Origin of the sequence: Gluconacetobacter diazotrophicus PA1 5, from assembly GCF_000021325.1 — a bacterium.
GTDB classification, from domain to species: Bacteria; Pseudomonadota; Alphaproteobacteria; order Acetobacterales; family Acetobacteraceae; genus Gluconacetobacter; species Gluconacetobacter diazotrophicus.
On sequence record NC_011365.1, the window covers coordinates 1815981 to 1837713 of the forward strand.

At 70.1% G+C, this 21733-nt stretch carries 11 protein-coding genes, 1 pseudogene, 2 CRISPR repeat arrays and 1 other annotated feature (1 of these 15 running past the window's edge); of the genes and pseudogenes, 10 read left to right on the top strand and 2 right to left on the bottom strand.

Going from position 1 to position 21733, the window contains the following annotated elements:
• Positions 1-2019: a CRISPR direct-repeat array (repeat unit 32 nt; unit sequence GTCGCTCCCTGTGCGGGAGCGTGGATTGAAAC); it begins 1189 nt to the left of the window's first position.
• Between the two features lie 78 nt (positions 2020-2097).
• Positions 2098-3326, top strand: a pseudogene (locus GDIA_RS08200) (IS3-like element ISGdi14 family transposase).
• Positions 2379-2493, top strand: a sequence feature (AL1L pseudoknot). (Overlaps the previous pseudogene by 115 nt.)
• A gap of 48 nt (positions 3327-3374) precedes the next feature.
• Positions 3375-4132: a CRISPR direct-repeat array (repeat unit 32 nt; unit sequence GTCGCTCCCTGTGCGGGAGCGTGGATTGAAAC).
• 97 nt (positions 4133-4229) lie between these two features.
• Here the strand turns inward: GDIA_RS08200 and GDIA_RS08205 are convergent.
• A complete protein-coding gene (locus GDIA_RS08205; RefSeq protein WP_043459250.1) occupies positions 4230-6095 on the bottom strand; it encodes an ABC transporter ATP-binding protein in 1866 nt (621 codons plus the stop codon).
• A 223-nt stretch (positions 6096-6318) separates the two neighbouring features.
• Here GDIA_RS08205 and nth point away from each other — a divergent pair, with 223 nt between their 5' ends.
• Complete coding sequence (gene nth / locus GDIA_RS08210; protein ID WP_012553891.1) at positions 6319-7005, top strand: endonuclease III; 687 nt, start codon at positions 6319-6321, stop codon at positions 7003-7005.
• A gap of 3 nt (positions 7006-7008) precedes the next feature.
• Here the strand turns inward: nth and GDIA_RS08215 are convergent, their stop codons facing one another.
• Positions 7009-9096: a ComEC/Rec2 family competence protein gene (locus GDIA_RS08215; protein WP_012553892.1), complete on the bottom strand. Its 2088-nt coding sequence runs from the start codon at positions 9094-9096 to the stop codon at positions 7009-7011.
• Between the two features lie 218 nt (positions 9097-9314).
• Here GDIA_RS08215 and gltX point away from each other — a divergent pair, with 218 nt between their 5' ends.
• Genes gltX through GDIA_RS08255 form a run of 8 tightly spaced genes read left to right on the top strand, consistent with a single transcriptional unit; the run spans position 9315 to position 21719 of the window.
• Positions 9315-10715: a glutamate--tRNA ligase gene (gltX, locus tag GDIA_RS08220; protein ID WP_012222298.1), complete on the top strand. Its 1401-nt coding sequence runs from the start codon at positions 9315-9317 to the stop codon at positions 10713-10715.
• The gene (locus tag GDIA_RS08225) at positions 10712-11677 is read left to right on the top strand and encodes an aspartate carbamoyltransferase catalytic subunit (RefSeq protein WP_012222297.1); all 966 of its coding nucleotides are present in this window, start codon (positions 10712-10714) and stop codon (positions 11675-11677) included. Before gltX ends, GDIA_RS08225 begins: the two co-directional genes overlap by 4 nt.
• Positions 11674-12966 (top strand): dihydroorotase, encoded by a 1293-nt coding sequence (locus GDIA_RS08230; RefSeq protein ID WP_012553893.1) that lies wholly within the window; start codon positions 11674-11676, stop codon positions 12964-12966. Before GDIA_RS08225 ends, GDIA_RS08230 begins: the two co-directional genes overlap by 4 nt.
• Complete coding sequence (gene plsY / locus GDIA_RS08235; RefSeq protein ID WP_012553894.1) at positions 12963-13601, top strand: glycerol-3-phosphate 1-O-acyltransferase PlsY; 639 nt, start codon at positions 12963-12965, stop codon at positions 13599-13601. The genes GDIA_RS08230 and plsY overlap by 4 nt, the downstream gene beginning before the upstream one ends.
• On the top strand, positions 13598-14785 hold the full coding sequence (dprA, locus tag GDIA_RS08240; protein WP_012553895.1) for a DNA-processing protein DprA: 1188 nt from the start codon (positions 13598-13600) through the stop codon (positions 14783-14785). Before plsY ends, dprA begins: the two co-directional genes overlap by 4 nt.
• Before the next feature lie 21 nt (positions 14786-14806).
• On the top strand, positions 14807-17581 hold the full coding sequence (topA, locus tag GDIA_RS08245; protein WP_012553896.1) for a type I DNA topoisomerase: 2775 nt from the start codon (positions 14807-14809) through the stop codon (positions 17579-17581).
• Between the two features lie 2 nt (positions 17582-17583).
• Positions 17584-19929, top strand: a complete 2346-nt coding sequence (gene rnr, locus GDIA_RS08250) for a ribonuclease R (RefSeq protein WP_012222292.1) — start codon at positions 17584-17586, stop codon at positions 19927-19929.
• Positions 19929-21719, top strand: coding sequence for a S41 family peptidase (locus GDIA_RS08255; protein WP_012553897.1), 1791 nt, complete (start codon positions 19929-19931; stop codon positions 21717-21719). The genes rnr and GDIA_RS08255 overlap by 1 nt, the downstream gene beginning before the upstream one ends.
• Positions 21720-21733: the final 14 nt, after the last annotated feature.

Genomic DNA, 21733 nt, shown 5'->3' on the forward strand with positions numbered 1-21733 from the left:
CCCGTCGCTCCCTGTGCGGGAGCGTGGATTGAAACCAGCGGTTCCGTTCGGAATTCGAGGAATTCCAGCGTCGCTCCCTGTGCGGGAGCGTGGATTGAAACTTTACCGAAACCGTTATCTCGGCCGGAGCGCCGAACGTCGCTCCCTGTGCGGGAGCGTGGATTGAAACATGCGCGAGGCTGCCGCTTTCATCCGCGCTAACGTCGCTCCCTGTGCGGGAGCGTGGATTGAAACTGCGCACGCTGGCCATCGGCGCGTCCTGGTATAAGTCGCTCCCTGTGCGGGAGCGTGGATTGAAACTGGGTGACGTAGATATACGACCCGTCGCTAACCTGTCGCTCCCTGTGCGGGAGCGTGGATTGAAACGTGTAGATCATCCCTGGCGTAAGAACGGTGAAGCGTCGCTCCCTGTGCGGGAGCGTGGATTGAAACAGGGGCGGCACAGCGCCACCCCTAACGCCTCTGGTCGCTCCCTGTGCGGGAGCGTGGATTGAAACGTATGGGGCGGGCGCCCACGAACCGGACGACGGAAGTCGCTCCCTGTGCGGGAGCGTGGATTGAAACCCTGATGGTTGATGGGGCCGACCGTTGTCATGTTGTCGCTCCCTGTGCGGGAGCGTGGATTGAAACTGGAGCGCCGCCATTTCGCCATGTCGGTCCATGGGTCGCTCCCTGTGCGGGAGCGTGGATTGAAACGGGATGTTGTCGAGGGTGAGGAATCGCGGGCATGTCGCTCCCTGTGCGGGAGCGTGGATTGAAACTTTGGAGCGGTCAGGTTGGCCGACACCAACCAAAGTCGCTCCCTGTGCGGGAGCGTGGATTGAAACGCGATCACGTTGCGGATCGACCGTTCGGAACGACGTCGCTCCCTGTGCGGGAGCGTGGATTGAAACCTCGGGATGTTGATTGCCCGGTCAACATTTGCAGGGTCGCTCCCTGTGCGGGAGCGTGGATTGAAACCATGGGGATCAGGCCGAGTAAAACAGAACGTCAAGTCGCTCCCTGTGCGGGAGCGTGGATTGAAACGCCGCAAGCGCGAAAACATGGACCAGATCAAGGCGTCGCTCCCTGTGCGGGAGCGTGGATTGAAACCCGAGGTCCAGCAGCGCCTGCTCGGCGTCGTCCAGTCGCTCCCTGTGCGGGAGCGTGGATTGAAACCGGTAACTCTCGGGATAGCGGTCCTGAATGGTGGGTCGCTCCCTGTGCGGGAGCGTGGATTGAAACCGCCTTTGGATGCGAACTCGTCGGCGATCAGGCGGTCGCTCCCTGTGCGGGAGCGTGGATTGAAACCGTCAGGAAGTCGGTGCGCCCGCTCTCGATCGGGGGTCGCTCCCTGTGCGGGAGCGTGGATTGAAACACGGCCAAGCGGATCGGTTGGAGACGTGGCGCGCGTCGCTCCCTGTGCGGGAGCGTGGATTGAAACCGGTTCGTCCAGCAGCGCACCATGCAGAGCGGGATGTCGCTCCCTGTGCGGGAGCGTGGATTGAAACATCTCATCCGCGACCCGCTCCAGCCCTTCCGCCAGGTCGCTCCCTGTGCGGGAGCGTGGATTGAAACAGGCGCAGGTCAGCCCGGTAGCCGGTGATGAGGGTCGCTCCCTGTGCGGGAGCGTGGATTGAAACTCGGGCGACGGCGCGCGGGCCGGGTTCTCGGGCGTCGCTCCCTGTGCGGGAGCGTGGATTGAAACCGCACTGGTCGAGGCTTACGGCAAGCTCTCCAAGGTCGCTCCCTGTGCGGGAGCGTGGATTGAAACAGGAACAATCACTGCCCGCAATCCAGACAATTCCGGTCGCTCCCTGTGCGGGAGCGTGGATTGAAACGTCGATACCCAGCCACTGCGGCATCTCGAAATTGTCGCTCCCTGTGCGGGAGCGTGGATTGAAACCAGAGCGCGGGCATTCTTCGCGAGAGGGGTCTGGTGTCGCTCCCTGTGCGGGAGCGTGGATTGAAACGGTCGGCTGTCCGGAAACGATCTGTCCAATCCCTGTCGCTCCCTGTGCGGGAGCGTGGATTGAAACTTCGACCAGATCATGGCGGGCGGAAGCACTGAAGCGTCCCGGGTTTCGCGGAGGCTCCTATCTGTGAGAAGGAGCTATGATGAACACGATGAGCCAGAGATTTTCGCCTGAGGTCCGTGAGCGTGCGGTCCGTATGGTTGGGGAGCATCGGGCCGATTACGGGTCGGAATGGGCTGCGATGACATCGATTGCTGCCAAGATCGGTTGCACGGCGGAGACCTTGCGCCGCTGGTGCCGCGATGAGGCCAGGCGGCGAGCGGGACCGGCGGGGCAAGCTGGTGACGAACGCGTTCGGCTCAAGGAACTTGAGCGCGAGGTCAAGGAGTTGCGCCGCGCCAACGAGATCCTGCGCAAGGCATCGGCGTATTTTGCGATGGCGGAGCTCGACCGCCGCGGGAAATGATGATGGCGTTCATCGACGCCCATCGCGAGGACTTGGGTATCGAGCCGATCTGCCGCGAACTGGCGATTGCCCCATCCTCCTATCACGAACATGCTGTCCGTCTGGCGGACCCCGCCAGGCGGCCTGCGCGTGCCCGGCGCGACGACGAACTGAAGGACGAGATCAAGCGGGTATATGACGCCAGTTCAAAGCTCTACGGGACGCGCAAAGTCTGGCATCAGATGCGCCGTGAAGGCATTGAGGTGGCCAAATGCACCGTGGAACGCCTGATGCGTGCCATGGGCCTAGCCGGCATTCGGCGAGGGAAGAGGACGGTCACGACCATCAGCAATCCCAAGGCTCCGTGCCCGCTGGACAAGGTGAACCGCGCATTCCGCGTGAGCCGGCCGAATGCCCTGTGGGTGGTCGATTTCACCTACGTCCACACATGGGCCGGCTTCGTCTATGTCGCCTTCGTGATCGACGCCTATGCCCGGCGCATCGTCGGCTGGAAGGTCAGCACGTCAGCCACCGCGGGCTTCGTGCTGGACGCCCTGGAGTAGGCGATCCATGCCCGCAGGCCCGGACCCGAGGATGGCTTGATCCACCATAGTGACAGGGGCGTCCAATACCTCGCCATGAATTACACCCAGCGCCTGGCCGAGGCCGATCTGGTACCCTCGGTCGGCAGCGTCGGGGACTCCTATGACAATGCCCTGGCCGAGACCATCAACGGCCTCTACAAGGCCGAGGTCATCTGGCGGCAGCCTTCCTGGCCGACCGTATCGGCCGTGGAAATGGCAACATTGCGCTGGGTCGATTGGTTCAATAACCATCGCCTCTTTGGCCCCATCGGCTATATCCCACCCGCCGAGGCCGAAGCCAACTACTATGCAGCCCTCGAGATCATCGATATGGCTGCGTGACTCAAACCAAATGGCCTCCGGGAAACCCGGGACGCTTCACACGATAACGTCGCTCCCTGTGCGGGAGCGTGGATTGAAACTTAGTTTCATGAGTTTGGTGAGTTATACGAACTGTCGCTCCCTGTGCGGGAGCGTGGATTGAAACCGTGATGCGTGGGGCACGCGCGAACGACTTGGCCTGTCGCTCCCTGTGCGGGAGCGTGGATTGAAACAGCCTTCGTCAGCCAGCGGTCACGTGGAGGCGGTGTCGCTCCCTGTGCGGGAGCGTGGATTGAAACCGTCTCAACGTTGGGAAGCTCTTTTACCGCCATGGTCGCTCCCTGTGCGGGAGCGTGGATTGAAACTCTCATGCGACGTCTCCAAACGGCAGGGTCTGCTGTCGCTCCCTGTGCGGGAGCGTGGATTGAAACATCGCGCATGGACCGCACCACGGGATTCCGGTCGTCGCTCCCTGTGCGGGAGCGTGGATTGAAACTGGATCTCACGGCCCCGAAAGCACCCCTGAACTGGTCGCTCCCTGTGCGGGAGCGTGGATTGAAACGGAATGTGAGGGATCGCGATGCGGAATGATTGGTGTCGCTCCCTGTGCGGGAGCGTGGATTGAAACCGTCACTGTGACGGGCGCTGACACGTTCACGTATCGTCGCTCCCTGTGCGGGAGCGTGGATTGAAACACGAACAGGATGACGCCCAGGCCGCCGATGCCGAGTCGCTCCCCGTGCGGGAGCGTGGATTGAAACGCCGACCGCGTCGGACAGGAGTCGCAAGGTTGTCGTCGCTCCCCACGCGGAAGCGGGGATTAAAACACGGCAAGAATGCGCCTCGCATGCAGGGGCATAGATCGAAGCTATACAAGGACTCGGGTTCACTTCAGCGACCATCCCGAGAGAAGCTGCTGTCGGTCTACCCATCCAGCGACTGCAATTCGAACAGGCGGCGATACAGGCCCCCGTCCTGGGTGATCAACTGGGCGTGCGATCCGTCTTCGCGCAGTTCGCCGCGGGCGAAGACCAGGATGCGGTCCAGGCCGACCACGGTGGACAGGCGGTGGGCGATGACCAGTACCGTGCGGCCGACCATCAGGCGTTCCATCGCATCCTGCACCAGGATTTCCGATTCCGAGTCCAGGCTGGACGTGGCCTCGTCGAAGATCAGGATCGGGGCGTTGGCCAGGAAGGCGCGGGCGATGGCCACACGCTGGCGTTCGCCGCCCGACAGCTTGACGCCGCGTTCGCCCACCATGGTGGCGTAACCCTTGGGCAGGCGTTCGATGAAGCCCGCCGCGTTGGCCTGGCGGGCCGCTTCCTCGATCTCCGCCATCGGGGCACCGGGGCGGCCATAGGCGATGTTTTCGGCCAGCGAGCGATGGAACAGCACCGGTTCCTGCTGCACGATCGCGATCTGCGCCCGCAGGCTGGACTGCGTGACGGTCGCGATGTCGGTGCCGTCGATCAGGATCCGGCCATCCGTCACGTCGTACAGCCGCTGCAGCAGCTTCACCAGCGTCGTCTTGCCCGAGCCCGACGGGCCGACCAATGCGACCCGGCTGCCGGCGGGAATGTCGATGGACAGGTCGCGGAACAGCAGGCCGCGCTGGCCGCGATAGCCGAAGCCGACATGGTCGAACCGGATCGCGCCGTGCGTCACGCGCAGCGGCGGGGCATCCGGCCGGTCCGGCACCCCGGGCGGCAGGCGGTAGATGGCGACCAGTTCCTCCATCTCGTTCACCGAGCGCTGGACCATCGAGATCTGCTGCCCGATATCGCGCAGGTAGCCCTGGACCAGGAAGACCATGGTCAGCACATAGGCCACGTCCCCTGGGCCGGCCTGGCCGCGCCACCACAATGCCAGTACCGCGCCAATCAGCAGCACGCGCATCAGCAGGGCCGCCACGTTCTGCAGGTTTCCCGAATTGGTGCCGCGCACCCAGGACCGTTCCGTGCGGCGCTGCCAGCGCGAGAGGATCCAGGACAGGCGGGCTTCTTCCCGGACTTCCGCCCCGAAGGCCTTGACCACCGCGTTGCAGGTGACGGCGTCGGCCAGGGCCGCGCCCATGCGGGTGTCCCACCTGTTGGCCAGCCGCGCGGACGGCGCGACATAGCGCAGGGTCAGCGATGTGGACATCGTGACCAGGGCCACGGAGCTGACCCCCAGCAGCAGCCCCATCGACGGCCAGTGCAACGCCAGCACCAGCGTGGTCGCGCCCAGCACCAGCACGCCGGGCAGCAGCATCAGCATCAGCGTGTCGGCCAGGGTATCGACCGCCCACATGCCGCGCGTCAGCCGCCGCACCGTCGATCCGGCGAAGGTGTTGCCGTGCCAGTCGGTGGAAAAGCGCTGGACGCGGGCAAAGGCGGTTTCCGCGATGCCGCGCATCGTCCGGGCCGTCAGGTGCGTGATCCCCAGATAGGACATGCGCCGCCCCGCCACGCCCAGCAGACCCAGCAGCACCAGCCCGCCCAGCATCCACAGCACGCCGCGCCGCGCGGCCTCCATCGCCGGCGTCACGGCCGGAAGGACGCCGCCCGACACAGCGGCGGGGCCGGCATGGGCGACGTCGTCCACCATCCAGCCGGCCAGCAGCGGCGTGACCACGTCGGCCACCGTCGCCACCGCGACGCCCGCCAGCGTCCAGGCCAGCGCGCCGGGATAGGCCAGCCAGCGCCGGATCACGAAGCCCAGCACGTCGGCGAATTCGTTGCGCGCGCGACCGTCCCGGGCCGACGCGGCTTCTGGCGCGGTCTCTGGCGCGGTTTGTGTATCCGTCATGATGTCCTGGCCGGTCGCGACGGCCATCCTTTTCCATCCGCTCCGGCCCCGCGGGCGGCGGCGTGGGCCGTCCGGCGCTGCGATGGAAACCGGAGGCAATCCCTCGATCGTGCCCGGACTATCGCCGCGCCGCCATGCGAACGCAAGCGAGGCGGCGATTTACAGCGCCCCCCGCCCGGCCGAAAAGAGACGCCCACGACCCCGCATTGCACGACAGGACCGCATGACCCAGTCCCCCCGCCCCGCCTCGGCCCGCCGCCGCATGACGCTGAAGGAGGTCGAACGCTTCATTACCCTGCTGGCCGAGGCGCACCCCGATGCGGCGAGCGAGCTGGATTTCGTCGATGACTATACGCTGCTGGTGGCCGTGGCGCTGTCCGCCCAGGCCACCGATGCCTCGGTGAACCGGGCGACGAAGGGGCTGTTCCGCGACGCCCCCGACCCCGCCGCCATGGTCGCGCTGGGCGAGGACGGGGTGGCGGCGCATATCCGCTCGATCGGGTTATGGCGGACCAAGGCACGCAATGTCGTCGCACTCTCGCAGGCCCTGCTGGACCAGCATGAGGGCCAGGTCCCCCGCGACCGCGCGGCGCTGGAGGCCCTGCCCGGGGTGGGGCGCAAGACGGCGAACGTGGTGATGAACGTGGCGTTCGGCGACAGCACGATGGCGGTGGATACGCACATCTTCCGTATCGGCAACCGCACCGGCCTGGCCCCCGGCAGGACCACGCGCGCGGTCGAGGACCAGTTGGTGGCCCGGATACCGGCCCCGCTGCTGCGCCCGGCGCATCACTGGCTGATCCTGCACGGGCGCTATGTCTGCAAGGCCCGGCGGCCGGAATGCTGGCGGTGCCCGGCACAGGAACCGTGCCAGTACACGGCCAAGGTGCTGGTGGCGCCGGCCCGGTAACAGTTACTCCCGCTGGGCCAGCGGCAGGGTCGGCATGCCATGCTGCCCCGGCGCCAGCACCCACGGCCTGGCCCCGCGCACCCCACGATCCGAGACCACATGCGGCCCGTCCGGGCGCAGGAAGACCGCCTGCGCGCCGCCTTGCCATACGGTCAGCCCGTCGAGCGTACGGGCGGCGGGGCAGCCCTGATCCATCGGCACCAGCGTCACCAGCAGGGTAACCCCCGCGCACTCGGCCGGGGCGGCGGCGGAAAGGCGCAGGCGGACCCGCCCGCCATCCATCCGGCAGGCTTCGTCACGGCAGGCGAGGCGGCCGTCCGCCTGCGGCAGTGAGGCCAGCGGAAGAGCCAGGGCCTGTTGCCAGTCGGATTCGACCGCCTTGTCGGCCCCCGGATGCGGGCCGATGCGCAGCACGGCGCCGTCACGCACCGCCACCGCCCGTCCGTCGGGGGACAGCAGCACATCCGGCCGCGCCACCAGGACGGGCGCCGCCAGCGCCAGGGCCATCGGGGCCACGCCCCACCAGCGCCAGCGCCGGGTCCAGAGACAGAGCCAGCACAGGCCCAGCATCCACGCGGCGAGTCCCCAGGACGGCATGGCCGGCACCATCACCCGCGCCGCCGGCCAGCCGGACACCGCATGCGCCAGGCCCAGCACCAGCCGGATACCCCAGCCCATGGGCACCAGCGCCACGGGGTCCGCGCCCCACGGCATCAGCAGCAGGGCGATCACTCCCCAGGGCAGGATCCACAGCGCCATCAGCGGCACGGCCAGCAGGTTGGCCAGTACGAACCAGGGCTGGAGCGTGCCGAAATGCGTCATCACCACCGGCACGGTGGCGCCCCCCGCCAGCAGGCTGGCCAGCGCCAGATGGGCGACGTGCAGGGCGGGACGCCGCCACCAGTCGGGTTGTTCCCTCAGGCGGGACAGGGCCGGCCGCGTCGCCTCGAACCCCGCCGCCAGGGCCATGACGGCGGCCAGCGACATCTGCAGCGGGGCCTCCAGCAGGTCGGCGGGGCCGGTCAGCAGCAGCAGCGTCGCCCCCACCGCCAGCCCGCGCATCGACAGTGCCCGCCGGCCCGTCAGGATGGCCAGCACCACCAGGGCGGCCATGGTCAGGCTGCGCAGCGCGGGCAGGTGCGCGCCGGTCAGCACCACATAGACGATGCCCGCCGCCAGCCCGGCCAGCGCCGCGACCTGCCGGCACGGCCAGTAGAGCGTCGCCCGTTCGGAACAGGCCAGCAGCAGCCGCGCCGCCGCCATCACCAACCCCATGACGATGCCCAGATGCAGCCCCGCGACGGCCAGCAGATGGGCAAGCCCAGCATCGGCGAACGCGTCGCGGTCGGCCTGCGGCATCGTGGCGGCCGAGCCGGTCAGGACCGCCGCCGCCACGCCGCCCGGCGCGCCCGGCAGCACGCGCAGGATGCGCGCCACCACCCGTTCGCGCAGCCCTTCCAGAGTACGCGGCGGCGGGGGCGGACCGGCGGCCTGCACCGGCCCCAGCGCGGTGCCGGTTCCCGCCGTGCCGTCGAACCAGGCGCGGCGCTGCCGGTCGGGGCCGCCGGGCCAGGCGGGCGGGGCCGGTGGCCGCAGCATGGCGCGAACCCGGACCGTCATGCCCGGGACCAGCACCGCCGGATCGTCCGGCCGCAGGCGCACGCGCAGGATGCGGCGCAGGGGCGGCATGCCGGCATCGATCGCATCGTCCAGGACCGCCCCGGCCAGGTCCACCCTGCGGGTGGCCGGGCCGTCATCCCCCGGCCGGGGCGGCAGCAGCACGACCGCGACGACCTGGCCGGTCACGATGGTGGCCCGGCGCGGCAGGTCCGGCAGCGGCGGCTGGCGATGCGTTGCCGTGCATGCCACCACGAACCCCACGGCCACCGCCGCCGCCCCCCCGCCCGCCACCCGGGGCACCAGATCGTAGGGGCGACGCGCGATCCAGCCCAGCGCCGCCGCCACCACGCCGGCGGCGGCCAGCATGGCCGCCCGGCCCGGTTCCTGCCGCAGCGAGAAATACAGGGCGATCCCGAGGCCGATCCCCACCGGCAGCCACAGCGCCAGACGCGCGGCCAGCGCGTCCGCCACCGTTGCCCTGTCCGCTTCGCGTCGTCCGTCTGCCATGCCCACGGGGGCAGACTAGACGCCGGTCGCTGCAAGTTGAAGGGAGCGGCCCCGCCTCTTTTTCTGAAGAAAAAGCGGCAAAAAGACTTTTATTCGTTCCGGGGCATCGTGTGCCCCGGCGCACCAGCCAACCGATCCAGTCCCTTTTAAGCAGGCGGCATCCCATGATATGGAGCCGCCTCATGACCGTTCGCACGCGCTTCGCACCGAGCCCGACCGGGTTGCTGCATATCGGCAACGCCCGCGCCGCCCTGTTCAACTTCCTGTACGCCCGTCACCATGGCGGCAAGTTCCTGCTTCGTATCGAGGATACGGACCGCGAACGCTCGACGCAGCAGGCGGTGGACGTGCTGTTCGACGGGCTGGCCTGGATGGGCATCACCCCGGACGAGGAGCCGGTGTTCCAGTCCACGCGCCAGGCGCGGCACGCCGAAATCGCGCACCACCTGCTGGCGCAGGGGCTGGCCTATCGCTGCTACTGCACGCCGGAAGAACTGCAGCAGATGCGCGACCAGGCGGCGGCCGAGGGGCGGCCGCCCCGCTATAACGGCTACTGGCGCGACCGTGACCCGTCCGAGGCACCGGCCGGCGCGCCCTACACGGTGCGCATCCGTGCCCCGCGCGAGGGCGAGACGGTCATCCACGACCTGGTGCAGGGCGATGTCCGCGTGGCGAACGCCGAGCTGGACGACATGATCATCCTGCGCGGCGACGGCACCCCGGTGTACCAGTTGGCGGTGGTGGTGGACGACCATGACATGGACATCACCCACGTCATTCGCGGCGACGACCACCTGACCAATACCTTCCGCCAGGCGATGATCTATCGCGCCATGGGGTGGGACCTGCCGGCGTTCGCGCATCTGCCCCTGATCCACGGGCCGGACGGCGCCAAGCTGTCCAAGCGGCACGGCGCGCAGTCGGTCGTGGAATTCCGCGAGATGGGATACCTGCCCGAGGCACTGAACAACTACCTGCTGCGGCTGGGCTGGGGCCATGGCGACGCCGAGATCCTGTCGCGGGACGAGCAGATCCAGCTGTTCGACCTGGACGGCGTCGGCCGGTCGGCGTCCCGCATGGATTACGTGAAGCTGCAGCACCTGAACGGGGTATGGCTGCGCCAGGCGGACGATGCGCGGCTGACCGACGATATCGTGGCCCGGCTGGCGGACCGGCCGGACGTGAGCGTGGATGAGGCCGTGCGTGCGCGGATCCTGGCGCTGATGCCCGGGCTGAAGGAACGGGCGAAGACGCTGGTGGACCTGGCCGACAGCGCCGCCTTCCTGGGCCGGCACGTGCCGCTGGCGTTCGACGCCAAGGCCGAGAAGCTGCTGACGCCGGAAGCGCGGGCGATGCTGGGCGAACTGGCCCGCGACCTGGCGGTGATCGAGCCGTTCGACGCGCCCGCGATCGACGTGGCGCTGCGCCGGTTCGCCGAACATCACGGGCACAAGCTGGGCCAGGTGGCGCAGCCCCTGCGCGCGGCGATGACGGGCGGCGCGACCTCGCCGGGGATCGACGCCACGCTGGCGGCGCTGGGCCGGGACGAGGTGATGGCCCGGATCGGGGCGGTCGCGCGATGACCGACGGTCCGCGCGCGGCGGCACCCCGCTTCTTCCCGCAGCATGCACGGCATCTGCTGGGCCTGCAGGGCATGCATCCGACCCGGATCGAACCGTTCCTGGACCTGGCCGAAAGCTATGCGCTGATGAGCCGCTCGCGCAAGACGCCGCGCGACCGGCTGCTGGGGCGCACGGTCATCAACCTGTTCTTCGAGGACAGCACCCGGACGCGGACGTCGTTCGAACTGGCGGCGAAGCGGCTGGGCGCCGACGTGATCAACATGACGGTGGCCAGTTCGTCGGTGAACAAGGGCGAGACTCTGCTGGACACGGCGGCGACGCTGAACGCGATGCGGACCGACCTGCTGGTGGTGCGCCATTCGCAGTCCGGCGCGCCGGCGCTGCTCGCCCGCAAGGTCGAGGCCAGCGTGGTGAATGCCGGCGACGGCACCCACGAACACCCCACCCAGGCGCTGCTGGACGCGCTGACCATCCGCCGGCATTTCGGCACGCTGCACGGCCTGACGGTGGCGATCTGCGGCGATGTCAGCCACAGCCGCGTGGCACGGTCGAACATCCACCTGCTGACGGCGATGGGGGCCAGGGTACGGGTGGTGGGACCGCCCACGCTGATCCCCGGCGCGATCGGCGCCCTGGGGGTGGATGTCCATTACACGATGGAAGACGGGCTGCGCGACGTGGACGTGGTGATGATGCTGCGCATGCAGCGCGAGCGCATGAGCGGCGGCCAGGTGCCCAGCGCGCGCGAATATTTCCGCTTCTACGGCCTGGACCGCAAGCGGCTGGCGGTCGCGCGGCCCGGGGCGCTGGTCATGCATCCCGGCCCGATGAATCGCGGGGTCGAGATCGACAGCCGCGTCGCCGATTCCGACCAGAGCGTCATCCGCGAGCAGGTCGAGATGGGGGTGGCCGTGCGCATGGCCGTCCTGGACCTGCTGTCGCGTGCCGGAGATCAGTCGTGACCGCTACCCTGTTTGAAAACGTCCGCCTGATCGACCCCGCGCGGGGCCTGGACCGGCCCGGGCGACTGCTGGTGCGCGACGGCGTGATCGCCGGGACCGACCTGCCGGGTGCCGAAGGCGCGCCCGAGGGCGCCGGAATCGTCGACGGGGGCGGGTCGATCCTGTGCCCCGGACTGGTGGACATGCGGGTGGCGATCGGCGAGCCCGGCTTCGAGTATCGCGAGACCGTGGCCTCCGCCGCGCGGGCGGCGGCGGCGGGCGGCATCACCACGATGGCCGTGCTGCCCAACAGCCAGCCCGCGACCGACGACCCGGCGCTGGTGCGCCACCTGCGCGCGCGCGGCGAGGAGACGGGCATGGTCTCGATCCTGCCCTATGGCGCGCTGACCCGGCGATGCGAGGGCGGCGAACTCGCCGAGATCGGCCTGTTGAACGAGGCCGGGGCCGTGGCCTTCACCGATGGGCCGCGCGCCCTGGCCGATGCGCGGATGATGCGGCTGGCGCTGACCTATGCGCGCGGGTTCGACGCGCTGGTCGTCCAGCACCCCGAGGACCCGTCGCTGGCGCGCGGCGGCTGCGCCACCGACGGCGAACTGGCGACACGGCTGGGCCTGCCGGGCATTCCGGCGGCGGCCGAGGCGATCATGATCGCCCGCGACCTGCGGCTGCTGGAACTGACGCGCGGGCGGCTGCATTTCAGCCACGTCTCGACGGCGGAGGGGCTGGCGCTGATCCGTGCGGCCAAGGCGCGCGACCTGCGCGTGACCTGCGACACCGCGCCGCCCTATTTCGACCTGAACGAGACCGCGATCGGCGATTTCCGGACCTATGCCAAGCTGTCGCCGCCCCTGCGCGGCGAGGCCGACCGGCAGGCGGTGTGCACGGCGCTGGCCGACGGGACGATCGACGCCATCGCATCCGACCACGCGCCGTGCGACGCCGACGACAAGCGCCAGCCCTTCGCCGTGGCCTCGGCCGGCGGAACGGGGCTGGCGACCCTGCTGGCCGTGACGCTGGCGCAGGTCCATGGCGGCAGCCTGCCGCTGGTCGAGGCGCTGGGCCTGCTGACCCACCGTCCCGCCGCCCTGCTGCGCAGCCGGGCCGGCACGCTGGCCGACGGGGCCGTGGCGGATCTGTGCCTGTTCAACCCCGACCGCGCCTGGAAGGTCGAAGCCGACCAGATGCCGGGCAAGGCGCAGAACACGCCCTTCGACGGGCGGGCGCTGGAGGGGCGGGTATTGGGCACCTGGAAGGCCGGACGCATGGTCTTCGGGCAGGACGCGCCATGAACGGCGCGATTCCGGCCTTCGCGCTGCCGCTTCTGGCCGCGATCGGCGTGCTGGCCTACTGCATCGGCAGCATTCCCTTCGGCCTGCTGCTGACGCAGTTCGGCGGGGCGGGCGACATCCGCACCATCGGGTCGGGCAATATCGGCGCGACCAACGTGCTGCGCACCGGACGGCGCGGACTGGCGGCGGCGACGCTGCTGCTGGACGGGGCCAAGGGCGTGTTCGCGGTGATGTGCGGCTTCATCCTGTCGCCCTTCCATACCGGGCCGGCCATGGCGGTCGCGGCGCTGTTCGCGGTGGTCGGCCACTGCTTCCCCGTCTGGCTGAAATTTCGCGGCGGCAAGGGCGTGGCCACCGGCCTGGGCGCGGTGCTGGCGCTGTCGCCGCTGACCGGCCTGGCCTGCTGCGCCATCTGGCTGGGCGTCGCGCGGCTGACGCGGATATCGTCGGCGGGGGCGCTGGCGGCGTTCGCGGCGATGCCGATGATGCTGGCGGCCCTGAACCACACCGGGGACGGTCCCGCGATCCCGGTCGGCGGGCTGCTGATCGCGCTGCTGGTCATCGCCCGCCATCGCGGCAATATCCGCCGCCTGGTGGACGGTACCGAGCCCCGGATCGGACGGAAGCGCCCGTGATACCGGCCGGACCGCTGGCCGCCCGCCTGCGCCTGGCGCGCACCGAGGGGGTCGGCCCGGTCGGCTATCGCAAATTGCTGCTGGATTACGGCGACGCCGAGCGTGCGCTGGCCGCCCTGCCCGCCCGGGCGCGGGCGGCGGGGCGGGCCCGCGCGTTGCGCATTCCGCCGGCCGAGGACATCGCGGCGGAAATCGACGGCACCATGGCCCTGGGCGGACGGATCATCATGCTGGGCGATCCGGACTATCCGCCGCTGCTGGCCGGCATTCACGACGCGCCGCCGGCGCTGTCGGTGCTGGGTGACGCGGCCCTGCTGGCGGGATGCGGCATCGCGATCGTGGGCGCGCGCAACGCGTCGTCGAACGGCGCGCGCATGGCCGAAAGCCTGGCGGCGACGCTGGCCAGCCAGGGGCTGACGATCATATCGGGCCTGGCGCGGGGAATCGACGCCGCCGCCCATCGCGGCGCGATGCGTGCCGGCGTCACCATCGCGGCGGTCGCCGGCGGGCTGGACCGGCCCTATCCGCCGGACCACGCGGAATTGCAGGGCAGGATTGCACAGCACGGGGTAGTGGTCACGGAAACCCCGCTGGGCACGGCGCCGCAGAGCCGCCATTTCCCGCGCCGCAACCGGCTGATCGCCGGCCTGGCGCTGGGCTGCGTGGTCGTCGAGGCCGCGCTGCGATCGGGCAGCCTGATCACGGCCGACCTGGCCGCCGGCTACGGCCGCGTCCTGTTCGCCGTGCCCGGATCGCCGCTGGACGCGCGCAGCCGCGGCAGCAATGCCCTGCTGCGGCGCGGCGCGATCCTGACCGAGAGCGAGCAGGACGTGCTGGCCGAGCTGCCCGCCGGATGGCAGGGGCGCAGACAGCCCGAAAGCAGACAGCCCGAAAACGGCGTGGCGCAGACCCAGGCGGCCTGGCCGGAACCGCCCGCGTTCCCCGCCCCGACGCCCCTGTCGGAGGGTCCCGGCGGGCAGGCGGAAATCCGTGATGCGATCCTGACGCTGCTGTCTTTCACGCCAACGCCGGTTGACGATCTCGTACGGCGCTGCCAGTTCTCGACATCGGCTATCCTGACCGTACTGTCGGAACTGGAGCTGGCAGGCAACATCGAGACCCTTCCCGGTGGAAGCGTTGTCCTTCCGTCCCAGCCCGACGAGACCGGCCGGACCCTGGAATAGATTGCGTGATCCGGAGACAGAATGACTGACGTCGTCGTGGTCGAGTCGCCTGCCAAGGCGAAGACGATCAACAAGTATCTGGGGGACGGATTCACGGTTCTTGCCTCGTTCGGCCATGTCCGCGACCTGCCGCCGAAGGATGGCAGCGTCCGCCCCGACGAGAATTTCGCCATGGACTGGCAGGCCGACGAGCGCGGCAGCCGGCAGATGGCCGCGATCGCCAAGGCGTTGCGCGGGGCGCGGCATCTGTACCTGGCCACTGACCCGGATCGCGAGGGCGAGGCGATTTCCTGGCATGTCCGCGCGATGCTGGAGGAAAAGAACCTGCTGAAGGGGGTGGACGTCCAGCGCGTCACCTTCAACGAGATCACCAAGAGCGCCATCCGCGCCGCGATGGCCCAGCCGCGCGACCTGGACCAGCCGCTGATCGAGGCCTATCTGGCCCGGCGCGCGCTGGATTACCTGGTGGGCTTCACCCTGTCGCCCGTGCTGTGGCGCAAGCTGCCGGGGTCGCGCAGCGCCGGCCGGGTACAGTCGGTCGCCCTGCGCCTGATCTGCGAGCGCGAGGCGGAGATCGAGAGCTTCCGCGCCCGCGAATACTGGACGGTGGCCGCGCAGTTCACCACGCCCGGCGGCGCGGCCTTCACCGCGCGGCTGACGCACCTGGCCGGCCGCAAGCTGGACCAGTTCGACCTGCATGACGAAGCCGGGGCCATGGCGGCCAAGGCGGCCGTCGAGGCCGGGCGCTTCGCCGTGCAGTCGGTGGAACGGCGCAAGGTCCGCCGCAACCCGCCGCCGCCCTTCACGACCTCGACCATGCAGCAGGAAGCGTCGCGCAAGCTGGGCATGGGCGCGCAGGGCACCATGCGCACCGCCCAGCAGCTGTACGAAGGCATCGACCTGGGCGGCGAGACGGTCGGTCTGATCACCTATATGCGAACCGATGGCGTGCAGATGGCCGGCGAGGCCATCGCCGCCATCCGCGGCCATATCGGCGAGAGCTTCGGCGCGCCCTACGTGCCCGAGAAGGCCCGGATCTATTCCACCAAGGCGAAGAACGCCCAGGAAGCGCACGAGGCGATCCGCCCCACCGATGTCAGCCGCACCCCGGCGCAGATGGCCCGCTACCTGAATGACGAGCAGCGGCGGCTGTACGAACTGATCTGGAAACGGTCGGTCGCCAGCCAGATGCAGTCGGCCGAACTGGACCAGGTGATCGTCGAGATCGCGGATGCCGGAGGGGCCGCCACCCTGCGCGCCACCGGGTCGATGATCGCCTTCGACGGGTTCCTGAAGCTGTACAGCGAAGGCCGGGACGACGCCGCGCCGAAGGACGAGCAGGACGACGACAGCCGCATGCTGCCGCCGATGCGCGAGCGCGACGCGCTGAAAACCGGCGAGGTCGCGGCCGACCAGCATTTCACCCAGCCGCCGCCGCGCTTCTCCGAAGCGTCGCTGGTCAAGAAGATGGAAGAGATCGGGATCGGCCGGCCGTCGACCTATGCCTCGATCCTGACGGTGCTGCGCGACCGCAATTACGTGCGGCTGGATGCCCGCCGCTTCGTCCCCGAGGACCGGGGGCGGCTGGTCACCGCGTTCCTGACCTCGTTCTTCGAACGCTATGTGGACACGCAGTTCACGGCGGGGCTGGAAGAGCAGCTGGACGACATATCCGGTGGGCGGGCCGACTGGCGCGACGTGATGTCGGCCTTCTGGCAGGATTTTTCCCGCGCGGTGGACCAGACGAAGGATCTGAAGATCTCCGACGTCATCAGCGCGCTGGATGCCGACCTGGCGCCGCATTTCTTCCCCGCGCACCTCGACGGCAGCGATCCGCGCGTCTGCACCGCCTGCGGCACCGGGCGGCTGGGGCTGAAGCTGGGGCGGTACGGCGCCTTCATCGGCTGTTCCAACTATCCGACCTGCCAGTTCACCCGCCGCCTGGTGGTGGACCCCAAGGAGGACGGCGAGGCCGACACGCTGAAGGACGGCATGCGCCTGCTGGGCCAGACGCCCGGCGGCGAGGATGTGACCGTGCGGCGCGGCCCGTGGGGCCTGTACGTCCAGCAGGGCGAACCCGACCCCGAGGACAAGAAGGCCAAGCCCCGGCGCGCCACCATTCCGCGCGGGATCGAAGGCGACAAGATCACGCTGGACCAGGCGCTGGGCCTGCTCTCGCTGCCGCGGGTCGTCGGCATCCATCCGGAAACCGGCGAGCAGATCGAGGCCGGGCTTGGCCGCTTCGGGCCATACGTGAAGATGGGCGCGGTCTATGGATCGCTGGACAAGGATGACGACATCCTGACGGTCGGGCTGAACCGGGCGGTGGACGTGCTGGCCCGCAAGCTGGCCTCGGTCCGCACCATCGCGCCGCACCCCAAGGATGGCGAGCCGGTGATCGTCCGCAAGGGACGGTTCGGACCGTATATCCAGCATGGCACGATGGTGGTGAACGTGCCCCGGGGCGAGGCCATGGAGGACGTGACCCTGGACCAGGCGGTGGCGCTGCTGGCCGAAAAGGGCAAGCCGCTGAAGCCCAAGGGCAAGGCCGCGGCGAAGAAGGCCCCCGCCCGGAAGACGGCCGCCAGGAAGGCGCCGGCCAAGACCGCGGCGAAGAAAGCCGCCCCGGACGGGGATGCCGATACGCAGGCCAGGGCCGCGAAACCCCCGGCGCGCAAGGCCGCCGCCCGCAAGACCCCGGCCGGCAAGGCAACGGGCAAGACCGCGAAGGGCAAGGCCGAACCCGGCGAGGGTGCCGGGCCCCGCACGCGGCGCACGGCGACCGAGGCCGGCTGACGATGGGGGGACGGAACCCGTCCGACCCTCAGCCGACCGCCTGCCCGTCGCCCGACGTTCCGCCGACCGATCCGCGCCCCCCGGCCCCGCCGCAGCCGGGCGGGGGCCTGCCGGACCGCGAGGCGCTGCGCCGGTTCGTCACCGAGGCCAGCGGCCGTGTCGGCAAGCGCGAGATCGCGCGCGCCTTCAACCTGGGTCCCGAGCACAAGGCGGCGCTGCGCGCCATGCTGCGCGAACTGGCGCTGGAGGGCACGCTGGTCCCGGCCGGCGCCAGGCGCTTCCGCGCGTCCGCCGCCATGCCCGAGGCCGCGTTGGTGCAGGTGACGGGCACCGACCCGGACGGCGACCCGATCGCCCGCCCCGTGGTGTGGGATGGCGACGGCCCGGCGCCGGTCGTCTTCATGCATCCCGAGCAGAAGGGCCGCCCCGCGCTGGCGCCCGGCGAGCGGGTGGTGGCGCGGCTGAAGCGACTCGGCCCCGGCCGGTACGAAGGCCGCACCCTGCGCCGCCTGACCGATGCGCCGGGCCGCATCGTGGGCGTGTTCCGCCCGACGACCCTGTATGACGGCCCTGGGCCGCTAGCCCCGCCCCGCCGGCACGCCGAGGCCGGGCGCCTGGTTCCGGCCGACCGCCGGGCGAAGGCGGAATGGATCATCCCCGCGGGCGAGACGATGGGCGCCGAGGCCGAGGAGGTCGTCGTGGCCGAGCCGCTGCCGCTGGCGGGGTCCGGCCTGAAACCCGCGCGGATCGTGGCCCGGCTGGGCCCGATGGGCGATGCGCGGTCGGTCAGCCTGCTGGCGATCCACACCCATTCGATTCCCGACCAGTTCCCCGCCGAGGCGCTGTCCGAAGCGGAACGGGCGCGCGGCGTGTCGCCCGAGGGTCGCGAGGATCTGCGCGACGTGCCGCTGATCACCATCGACGGGGAGGATGCCCGGGATTTCGACGACGCGGTCTATGCCGAGCCGGACGGCGACGGATTCCGCCTGATCGTCGCCATTGCGGACGTGGCGCATTACGTCCGCCCCGGATCGGCCCTGGACCGCGAGGCGCGGCGGCGGGGCAATTCGGTCTATTTCCCCGACCGGGTGGTGCCGATGCTGCCCGAGGCGCTGTCGAACGGATGGTGCTCGCTGCGCCCGGGCGAGGATCGGGGCTGCCTGTTCGCCGAGATCTTCATCGACGCGGCGGGGAACAAGACCCGCCACCGCTTCGGCCGCGGCATCATGCGCAGCGCCGCGCGCCTGACCTACGACCAGGCCCAGGCGATCGTCGGAAACGTGGAGGAGAGCCAGCAGGAAACCGGCCTGCCGGACGGGCTGATCAACACATTGTTTACGGCGTGGCGCGCACTGTCGACGGCGCGCGCGCGGCGTGGCACGCTGGATCTCGATGTGCCGGAGCGCGTGGTGCGACTCGACACGTCCGGGCGGATCACCGCCATCGAACCCCGCCCCCGTCACGACAGCCATCGCCTGATCGAGGAATTCATGGTGCTGGCCAATGTTGCCGCCGCCGAGGAACTGGAACGAAGGCGCCGGCCCTGCCTGTATCGTATCCACGCGCCGCCTTCGCCCGAACGGGCCGAGGCGATGCGCGACAGCCTGTCGGCCATGGGGTTCGACCTGCCGCCGCCCGGGGCGCTGCGCGCGCGCGACCTGGGCGCGGTGCTGGCGCGCGCCGCGCAGGGCGAGGCATCCGGCCCCGCCAGCGGCACGCCCGTCAGCGGAACCCTGGTCAGCGAGACGATCCTGCGGGCGCAGAGCCAGGCCGAATACAGCCCCGACAATATCGGCCATTTCGGCCTGGCGCTGCCGGCCTATGCCCATTTCACCAGCCCGATCCGCCGCTATGCCGACCTGCTGGTGCATCGCGCCCTGATCGGGATGGGCACGCAGCCGGCCGACGGCATGCCGGCCGCCGACGCCGCATGCCTGGACGAGATCGGCGAGCAGGTCAGCACCGCCGAGCGCCGCGCCGCGCTGGCCGAGCGCGAGACGACGGAACGCTATGTCGCCGCATGGCTGGCGGACCGGGTCGGGGCGGAATTTTCCGGCCATGTGTCGGGCGTAACCCGGTTCGGCGCGTTCGTGACATTGACGCAGACCGGCGCCACCGGTCTGGTACCGGTATCGACCCTGCCCGACGATGTCTGGACGCATGACGAAAAGACCCAAACCCTGCGTGGCCGCCACGGTGGACTGGCCTTGCGGCTGGGCCAGCCGGTCACGGTACGGCTGGTCGAGGCGACACCGGTGACCGGCGGGCTGCTGTTCGCCCTGGTGGGCGCGAATCCAGCGGCGGCGTCCGGCCCGGCGCGCCGCGCGCGTGGCACGCGCCCACGCTGATGCGCGCGCCATCCGTTCCCGTTCCGGCGGGCCCCGTTTCGGCGGGCTGGATCCCCGCCCCGCTCCGTGGGGCCGGGCGACGGGTCACGTCCGTGATCCTGCCGACGCGCACGATCGCCATCATGCTGATCGTCATCCACCTGATGACGCCCGTCCTGGCCCCCGTGGCGGCGCGCGCCGCCGGCACGCCCGCGCCACCCCCGCCCCCCCGGCCCGCGCCGACCCCCGGACAGGATACGAGGAGCCAGGATACGAGCCAGATTCTGGTCCAGGCGGACCCGGTGCCCCAGGCGGGCCAGTTGGACGCGGACATGACGATATCGGTCGTGAACGCGGCCCTGACCTTCCTGCTGCCCCGAACGCTGGAGAGCCACACGCCGCGCGATTTCTGCCTGTGGGGCCTGAACGGGCTGAGCGCGATCGACCCGTCCCTGACCGTCGTCGAGCAGAAGGGGCCCGAACAGAAAGGGGCGAACCAGAACGGGATCATCCAGCTTTCGCTGGGGCAGGAAATCGTGCTGCGCCTGCCCGCCCCCCCCGATTCCGACCAGGCGGGATGGACGGACCTGACCGTGCGGTTGATGCAGGCCGCCTGGGCCCGGTCGGGCACGGTGCGCGGCGCCGGCGCGGACGGTCTGATGCAAAGCTTCTTCGACGAACTGTTCAACCACATGGACCCGTATTCGCGTTACGTCGCGCCCAGCCCGGCCACGACCGACCGCGACACGCGCACCGGCGGCGAGGCCGGGACCGGGCTGACATTGGGCCGCGACGCACGCTCGATCCTGATCACCGGGGTCAATGCCAACGGGCCGGCCTGGCCGGCGGGTCTGGCGACGGGCCAGCGGCTGTACGCGGTCAATGGCCGTTCGACCCGTGACCAGGCGCCCGGAACGGTCGCCCAGTGGCTGCTGGGTGCGCCCGGCAGCACGGTGACGGTGACGGTTGGCGACGGGCGCGCCCGGCGCACCGTGACGCTGCGCCGGGCCTCGGTCCCGCCGGAGACGGTCTTCGCCTATGCCGCGGAACATATGGTGGTGATCCGCGTCACCGCGTTTTCGGCCGACACCGCGCAGGAAATGAGCCAGTACCTGGACCAGGCATCCGACGACCAGCACCTGCGCGGACTGGTGCTGGACCTGCGCGGCAATCGCGGCGGGGTGCTGCAGCAGGCGGTGACGGCCAGCGCGCTGGTGCTGGACCAGGGCGTGGCGGCGATCACCCACGGGCGGGACCCGGAGGCCAACCATGTCTGGGCGGTGCAGGGCGGCGACATGACCGGGGGCGTGCCGATCGTGGTGCTGGTGGACGGGCGGACCGCCAGCGCGGCCGAGATCCTGGCCGCCTCGCTGGCCGACCACCGGCGCGCCGTGGTGGTGGGCAGCGCCACGCTGGGCAAGGGACTGGTGCAGACGATCGGCCAGATGCCCGACGGCGGTGAATTGTTCGTGACCTGGAGCCGCGTCCTGGCGCCGCTGGGCTGGCCGCTGCAGGGGCTGGGCGTCATGCCGCAGGTCTGCACCAGCCGGGGCGAAAGCGACCTGGAACGGCAGTTGCAGGACCTGGCGGCCGGCCAGGTGGACATGCGCGACGCCGTCCAGGCGACACGCGCCACGCGCTATCCCGTGCCGGTGTCGCGCATCCTGGACCTGCGCCGCGCCTGCCCGGCGGCGATCGGCACCGATTCCGACCTGGATGCCGCGCGGTCGCTGATCGACAATCCCGCCGAATATCGCGCCGCCCTGTCCGCCATCCCCGAGGAGAGCCCCTATGCGCCGCAGGCTGAATAACCCGCCGGACGCCG